The organism is Streptomyces sp. T39, assembly GCF_008042045.1.
Classification (GTDB): Bacteria; Actinomycetota; Actinomycetes; order Streptomycetales; family Streptomycetaceae; genus Streptomyces.
In genome coordinates this window covers 69,106-76,167 of the sequence record NZ_RDBP01000012.1, presented here as the reverse complement: position 1 = coordinate 76,167, position 7,062 = coordinate 69,106, and the positions used below count along the sequence as shown (strand labels likewise).

At 68.0% G+C, this 7,062-nt stretch carries 7 protein-coding genes; 6 read left to right on the top strand and 1 reads right to left on the bottom strand.

Translation table 11 applies throughout. The annotated features are described in order from the left end of the window. The coding region (aceE, locus tag EAO77_RS01255) for a pyruvate dehydrogenase (acetyl-transferring), homodimeric type (RefSeq protein WP_147988876.1) at nucleotides 1-2,246 on the bottom strand (2,246 nt) is incomplete at its 3' end. Between the two features lie 477 nt (nucleotides 2,247-2,723). On the opposite strand from aceE, the gene EAO77_RS01250 reads away from it, so the two are divergent. The 6 genes from EAO77_RS01250 to EAO77_RS01225 all read left to right on the top strand — a co-directional run. Further along, entirely contained in the window at nucleotides 2,724-3,155 is a 432-nt protein-coding gene (locus EAO77_RS01250; protein ID WP_147986285.1) for a DUF3052 domain-containing protein, read from the top strand. A 158-nt stretch (nucleotides 3,156-3,313) separates the two neighbouring features. Next, the gene (locus EAO77_RS01245; protein ID WP_147986284.1) at nucleotides 3,314-3,772 is read left to right on the top strand and encodes a peroxiredoxin; all 459 of its coding nucleotides are present in this window, start codon (nucleotides 3,314-3,316) and stop codon (nucleotides 3,770-3,772) included. Nucleotides 3,773-3,964: 192 nt separating this feature from the next. Continuing rightward, nucleotides 3,965-4,540 (top strand): TerD family protein, encoded by a 576-nt coding sequence (locus tag EAO77_RS01240; RefSeq protein WP_147986283.1) that lies wholly within the window; start codon nucleotides 3,965-3,967, stop codon nucleotides 4,538-4,540. A gap of 88 nt (nucleotides 4,541-4,628) precedes the next feature. Then, nucleotides 4,629-5,204: a TerD family protein gene (locus EAO77_RS01235; RefSeq protein ID WP_147986282.1), complete on the top strand. Its 576-nt coding sequence runs from the start codon at nucleotides 4,629-4,631 to the stop codon at nucleotides 5,202-5,204. 71 nt (nucleotides 5,205-5,275) lie between these two features. After that, entirely contained in the window at nucleotides 5,276-6,415 is a 1,140-nt protein-coding gene (locus EAO77_RS01230; protein WP_147986281.1) for a DUF475 domain-containing protein, read from the top strand. A 129-nt stretch (nucleotides 6,416-6,544) separates the two neighbouring features. Beyond that, on the top strand, nucleotides 6,545-7,062 hold a 518-nt coding region (locus EAO77_RS01225), incomplete at its 3' end, for a Tellurium resistance (protein ID WP_147988875.1).

The window sequence follows — 7,062 nt, the reverse complement described above, 5'->3', positions numbered from 1 at the left end:
GACGCCATGATCTGCGCCGGGATCTGCCCCTGCTCGCCCGCCTTGAAGCGGTGGATGCCCTTGACGATGCCCTCGGCGTCCACGTCGGCCGGCTCCGCCGGGTGCTGGATCGGCTCGTTGTAGACGGTGAGGTAGTAGAAGACGTCCTCGGCGTCCGGGCCGTACATCCGTCGCAGACCGTCCTTGACGATGTGCGCGATCTCGAAGCCGAACGCCGGGTCGTAGGCGACACACCCCGGGTTGGTCGAGGCCAGCAGCTGGGAGTGGCCGTCGGCGTGCTGGAGGCCCTCGCCGGTCAGCGTCGTCCGGCCGGCGGTGGCGCCGAGGACGAAGCCCCGTGCCAGCTGGTCCGCCATCTGCCAGAACTGGTCGCCGGTCCGCTGGAAGCCGAACATCGAGTAGAAGACGTACACCGGGATCAGCGGCTCGCCGTGGGTGGCGTACGCGGAGCCGGCGGCGATCAGCGAGGCGGTGCAGCCGGCCTCCGAGATGCCGTCGTGCAGCATCTGACCGGTGGGGGACTCCTTGTAGGCGAGGAGCAGCTCGCGGTCCACGGCCTCGTACTGCTGGCCGAGCGGGTTGTAGATCTTCGCGCTCGGGAAGAACGAGTCCATGCCGAAGGTGCGGTACTCGTCCGGAGCGATCAGCACGAAGCGCTTGCCGATCTCCTTGTCCCGCATGAGGTCCTTCAGCAGCCGGACGAACGCCATGGTCGTGGCGATCGACTGCTGGCCGGAGCCCTTCTTCACGGCCGCGTACGTCTTGTCGTCCGGCAGCGCCAGGGGCTTCGCGCGCACGACGCGGGTGGGCACGTAGCCGCCCAGACCCTTGCGGCGGTCGTGCATGTACTGGATCTCCTCCGAGTCCCGGCCCGGGTGGTAGTACGGCGGCAGGCCGGAGTCCAGCTGGGCGTCGGTGATCGGGATGTGGAGCCGGTCGCGGAAGCCCTTGAGGTCGGCGACCGTCAGCTTCTTCATCTGGTGGGTGGCGTTGCGGCCCTCGAAGTTCGGGCCGAGGGTCCAGCCCTTGACCGTCTGCGCGAGGATCACGGTCGGCTGGCCCTTGTGCTCGCGGGCCGCCGCGTACGCCGCGTAGATCTTGCGGTGGTCGTGACCGCCGCGGCCCAGCATCAGGATCTGGTGGTCGGTCATGTTCTCGACCATGGCGCGCAGCCGGTGGTCGCCGCCGAAGAAGTGGTCGCGGATGTACGCGCCGGTCTCGGTGGCGTACGTCTGGAACTGGCCGTCGGGGGTGGTGTTCAGCTTGTTGACCAGCACGCCGTCGCGGTCCTGCGCGAGCAGCGGGTCCCAGGTGCGGTCCCAGACCAGCTTGATCACGTTCCAGCCGGCGCCGCGGAACTGCGACTCCAGCTCCTGGATGATCTTGCCGTTGCCGCGCACCGGGCCGTCGAGCCGCTGGAGGTTGCAGTTGACCACGAACGTCAGGTTGTCCAGACCCTCACGGGCGGCGATGGACAGCTGGCCCAGCGACTCGGGCTCGTCCATCTCGCCGTCGCCGAGGTAGGCCCAGACATGCGAGTCGGAGGTGTCGGCGATGCCGCGCGCCTCCATGTAGCGGTTCATGCGCGCCTGGTAGATCGCGCCCAGCGGGCCGAGGCCCATGGACACGGTGGGGAACTCCCAGAAGTCCGGCATCAGCCGCGGGTGCGGATAGCTGGACAGGCCGTACGGCGCCTTCGACTTCTCCTGCCGGAAGGAGTCCAGCTGCTGCTCGCTGAGGCGGTCCAGCAGGAACGCGCGCGCGTAGATGCCGGGGGAGGCGTGCCCCTGGAAGAAGATCTGGTCGCCGCCCTTGCCGTCGTCCTTGCCCCGGAAGAAGTGGTTGAAGCCCACGTCGTAGAGGGAGGCGGAGGAGGCGAACGTGGCGATGTGGCCGCCGACGCCGATGCCGGGGCGCTGGGCGCGCGAGACCATCACCGCCGCGTTCCAGCGGGTGGCGTTGAGGACCTTGCGCTCGATCTCCTCGTTGCCGGGGAAGAACGGCTCGTCCCGGGTGGCGATGGTGTTGACGTAGTCCGTGCTGCGCATCTCGGGCACGGCCACGCGCTTCTCGCGGGCGCGCTCGATGAGGCGGAGCATCAGGTAGCGGGCGCGTTCGCGGCCCCGCTCGTCGACGGCGGCGTCGAGGGAGTCCAGCCACTCCTTCGTCTCTTCGGGATCGAAGTCGGGGACCTGGCTGGGAAGGCCGCCAATGATGATCGGGTTGCGATCGGATCCGGAAGCCACGCTATTCCTTCGCTGTTGGGCGCCTGCCGCCACACGATGGCGGGAAGACGCACTGACGTGATGACGGACGAGCTGTCGCACCGCCTCCATCGTGTACCGCGGGGAGGCGTACGTCACCTCTACCGAGGGGTAACCCCCGTACTCCATGACATCGGGCACCGGCCCCCGGCGCGGGACCGGTCAAATCGCAACCTTACGCCCAAGGTGTTCATGCGTTTCGTTCGGCCGTTCGGTTCCGATTGCCGGATCGAGGGGTAGGTATGCCGCAAAGGGTGACAACGAGGACGTGCGTGCTCCCCGCCGGAGCGGACGGGCATGCGCGGAGTTGCGCCGAGACGGCCCCAAACGTCACCGTTTCGGCGGTCCCTGTGGCCGGGTACTTGCGCGATCGGGCCCGCCCGTGTGGACTACGGTCAACGTCACGCCTGCGCGCGTGGCCGCAGGCATTTCCCAAGAATCAAGATCAGGAGGCAAGCCGTGAGCGCGACCGCGGACCACGCGGAGACGAACCTGGCCGTAAGGCTGGGATTCCAGCCCGACCAGGTGGTCCAGGAGATCGGCTACGACGACGACGTCGATATGGAACTGCGCCAGGCCATTGAGGAGGCCATCGGCAGCGACCTCGTCGACGAGGAGTACGACGACGTGGCCGACGCCGTGGTGCTCTGGTTCCGCGACGACGACGGGGACCTGACGGATGCGCTGGTCGATGCCATCGCGTACATGGAAGAGGGCGGCCAGATCCTGCTGCTGACGCCCAAGACGGGCCGCGACGGCTACGTCGAGCCCAGCGACATCGGCGAGGCCGCCACCACCGCGGGTCTCTCGCAGACCAAGAGCGTCAGCGCCGGCAAGGAATGGGCGGGCACCCGCCTGGTCACGCCGAAGGCGGCGGCGAAGAAGCGCTGAGACCGCGGGCGGCACGACGGCCGCCGTGGACCGCGGAGCGTCCCGACAGCATCGCGAGGCCCCCGCCGACATCTCGTCGGCGGGGGCCTCGCGCACGCCCGGCGCCCACCTCGTAGGGTGGGCATTCACCGGTTCGGCTCACTGAAGGGATGCGTTTCATGGCGATCGAGGTCGGCGACAAGGCTCCCGAGTTCACGCTCAAGGACAACCACGGCCGCACCGTCTCGCTCTCCGACTTCCGGGGCGGGAAGAACGTCGTGCTGCTCTTCTACCCGTTCGCCTTCACCGGCGTGTGCACGGGCGAGCTGTGCGCCCTGCGCGACGAGCTCCCGACCTTCGTCAACGACGACACCCAGCTGCTCGCCGTCTCCAACGACTCCATCCACACCCTGCGGGTCTTCGCCGAGCAGGAGGGCCTGGAGTACCCGCTGCTGTCGGACTTCTGGCCGCACGGCGAGGTCTCCACCGCCTACGGGGTCTTCGACGAGGACAAGGGCTGCGCGGTGCGCGGCACCTTCATCATCGACAAGGAGGGCATCGTGCGCTGGACCGTGGTCAACGGCCTGCCGGACGCCCGGGACCTCGACGAGTACGTGGCGGCGCTCGGTACCCTCTGACCCCCGGCCGACCACCGGGACCCGGCGCAACTGCCGGACGCCACAGGGGAAAGCGGGCCTCTCGCGCACTCACCGGACGAACCGGGGAGCGAAAGTCTGTTTCCGTGGGGAACCGGTCACTAGGATTCCTTCGTAGATCCGTACAGGAACGCACTACGGGGGCGCTGCCCCTGAACACCAATGGAGGGACTCGTGGGAGTCAGCCTCAGCAAGGGCGGCAACGTCTCGCTGACCAAGGCCGCGCCGAACCTGACCGCGGTCACCGTGGGCCTGGGCTGGGACGTCCGGACCACCACCGGCACCGACTTCGACCTCGACGCCAGCGCGCTGCTGACCAACGCCGAGGGCAAGGTCGCCACCGACGGCAACTTCGTCTTCTTCAACAACCTCAAGAGCCCCGACGGCTCCGTCGAGCACACCGGTGACAACCTCACCGGTGAGGGCGAGGGCGACGACGAGGCGATCAAGGTCAACCTGGCCGCGGTCCCCGCCGACGTCGACAAGATCGTGTTCCCGGTCTCGATCTACGAGGCCGAGAGCCGCCAGCAGTCCTTCGGCCAGGTGCGCAACGCGTTCATCCGCGTCGTCAACCAGGCCGACGGCGTCGAGCTCGCCCGGTACGACCTCAGTGAGGACGCGTCCACCGAGACCGCGATGGTCTTCGGCGAGCTCTACCGCAACGGCGCCGAGTGGAAGTTCCGTGCCATCGGCCAGGGTTACGCCTCGGGTCTGCGCGGCATCGCGCAGGACTTCGGCGTCAACGTCTGAGCCGCAGCACTCCACGTCCGGCGCCGCACGCTTCGTGCGGCGCCGGACGTGCCTCGCACAAAGACCGCACAGGGGAGGACACATCATCATGGGCGTCACGCTCGCCAAGGGAGGCAATGTCTCCCTCTCCAAGGCCGCACCCAACCTCACCCAGGTCCTGGTGGGCCTCGGCTGGGACGCACGTTCCACCACCGGAGCCGACTTCGACCTCGACGCCAGTGCCCTCCTGTGCCAGAACGGGCGCGTACTCGGCGACGAGTGGTTCATCTTCTACAACCAGCTCACGAGCCCCGACGGCTCGGTGCAGCACACCGGCGACAACCTCACGGGCGAGGGCGACGGCGACGACGAGTCGCTGATCGTCGACCTCCCCGCGGTGCCGGCGCACGTCGACAAGATCGTGTTCCCCGTCTCCATCCACGAGGCGGACAACCGGGGCCAGACGTTCGGCCAGGTCAGCAACGCGTTCATCCGCGTCGTCAACCAGGCCGACGGAGTCGAGCTCGCGCGCTACGACCTCAGCGAGGACGCCTCCACCGAGACCGCGATGATCTTCGGCGAGCTCTACCGGTACGGCGGCGAGTGGAAGTTCCGGGCCGTGGGGCAGGGGTACGCGTCGGGCCTGCGAGGCATCGCTCTAGACTTCGGGGTCAACGTTTCGTAAAGCCGCGTGCGGCGCGGGGGAGCACCTCCCTCAGGCTTCACTCGGGGGACCAATACACGATTGGGTAGCCAGTGGTTCTGAAAACCTTCGGCTGGTCGTTCGCCGTGACGGCGGCCGGCCTTGCTTTCGCCGCCTGGCAGTGGGGCTGGGAGGCGTTCGGGATCGTACTGATCCTGTCGATCCTGGAAATCTCGCTGTCCTTCGACAACGCGGTCGTCAACGCCGGCATCCTCAAGAAGATGAATGCCTTCTGGCAGAAGATCTTCCTGACCGTCGGCATTCTGATCGCCGTCTTCGGCATGCGGCTGGTCTTCCCCGTCGTGATCGTCGCCATCAGCGCCAAGGTCGGGCCGATCGAGGCCGTCCAGCTCGCCATGGACGACCCGGACCGCTACGAGGCCCTCGTCACCGACGCCCACCCGGCGATCGCCGCCTTCGGCGGCATGTTCCTGCTCATGATCTTCCTCGACTTCATCTTCGAGGAGCGCGAGCACAAGTGGCTGACCTGGCTGGAGCGGCCGCTGGCCAAGCTCGGCAAGGTCGACATGCTCTCGGCCTGTGTCGCCCTGATCGCCCTGCTGCTGTCCGCCATGTACTTCGCCACCGAGGCGCACACCAGCTCCGGGCACGCCGACAAGACGGCCACCGTGCTGCTGGCCGGCGTCGCCGGTCTGATCACCTACCTCGTCGTCGGCGGCCTCTCCGGCTACTTCGAGGACAAGCTGGAGGAAGAGGAGGAGCGCGAGCACGAGGAGGAGGAACAGGCCAAGCGCGAGGGCAAGCCCGTCTCCGCCGTCGGCCTGGCCGGCAAGGCCGCGTTCTTCCTCTTCCTGTACCTCGAAGTCCTGGACGCCTCGTTCTCCTTCGACGGGGTCATCGGCGCCTTCGCCATCACCAACCACATCTTCTGGATGGCGCTCGGCCTCGGCATCGGCGCCATGTACGTCCGTTCGCTCACGGTCTACCTGGTCCGCGAGGGCACCCTCGACGACTACGTCTACCTGGAGCACGGCGCGCACTACGCGATCGGCGCCCTCGCCGGCATCCTGCTCGTCACCATCCGCTTCGAGATCAGCGAGATCATCACCGGTCTCCTGGGCGTGGTCCTCATCGGCGCCTCCTTCTGGTCCTCCGTGGTGCACAACAAGCGCACCGCGGCCGCCGAGGGCGGATCGTCCGGCGAGAAGGCCGGAATCTCGTCAGGGGTGTGACCGACTTCCGGGTGTGACACCCTCCGGCCGGAGGGAACGCTCTGAACGGGGCGGTCGCGAGGTCATCGGCCTCGCGACCGCCCTGTGGCATGTGGTGGGGCACGACGGACCGATTGTGTGGGGTGGGGCATGGCCATCTGGGACAACCTGTTTCGCGGCAGGGCGGCACAGTTCGACTCGGGGAGCGCGGCGACCAACTCCATCGAGCTCACCAGACGGCGCCCGTCCGTCTCGCTCACCAAACAGGGCGCGGCCACCGGCAATCTGCGCGTCAACCTCTCCTGGCGGATGCGCACGTCCGACCTCGACGGCCGCTCGCGCCAGGGCGGTCTGCTGCGCCACCCGTTCAGCCTCTTCAAGCCCGACGTCGTCCAGGCGCACACCCAGGGCATCGTCAACGTCGACCTGGACCTGGGCTGCCTCTACGAGCTGACCGACGGCAGCAAGGGCGTCGTGCAGCCGCTGGGCAGCTTCTTCGGCAGCCTGAACGAGGCGCCCTACGTCCGCCTCAGCGGCGACGACCGCTTCGGCGCCCCGTCCGGGGAGACGATCTACGTCAACCTCGACCACCGGGACGAGATCAAGCGCCTGCTGTTCTTCGTCTACATCTACGACCAGACCCCGGCCTTCGACCGCACCCACGCCCA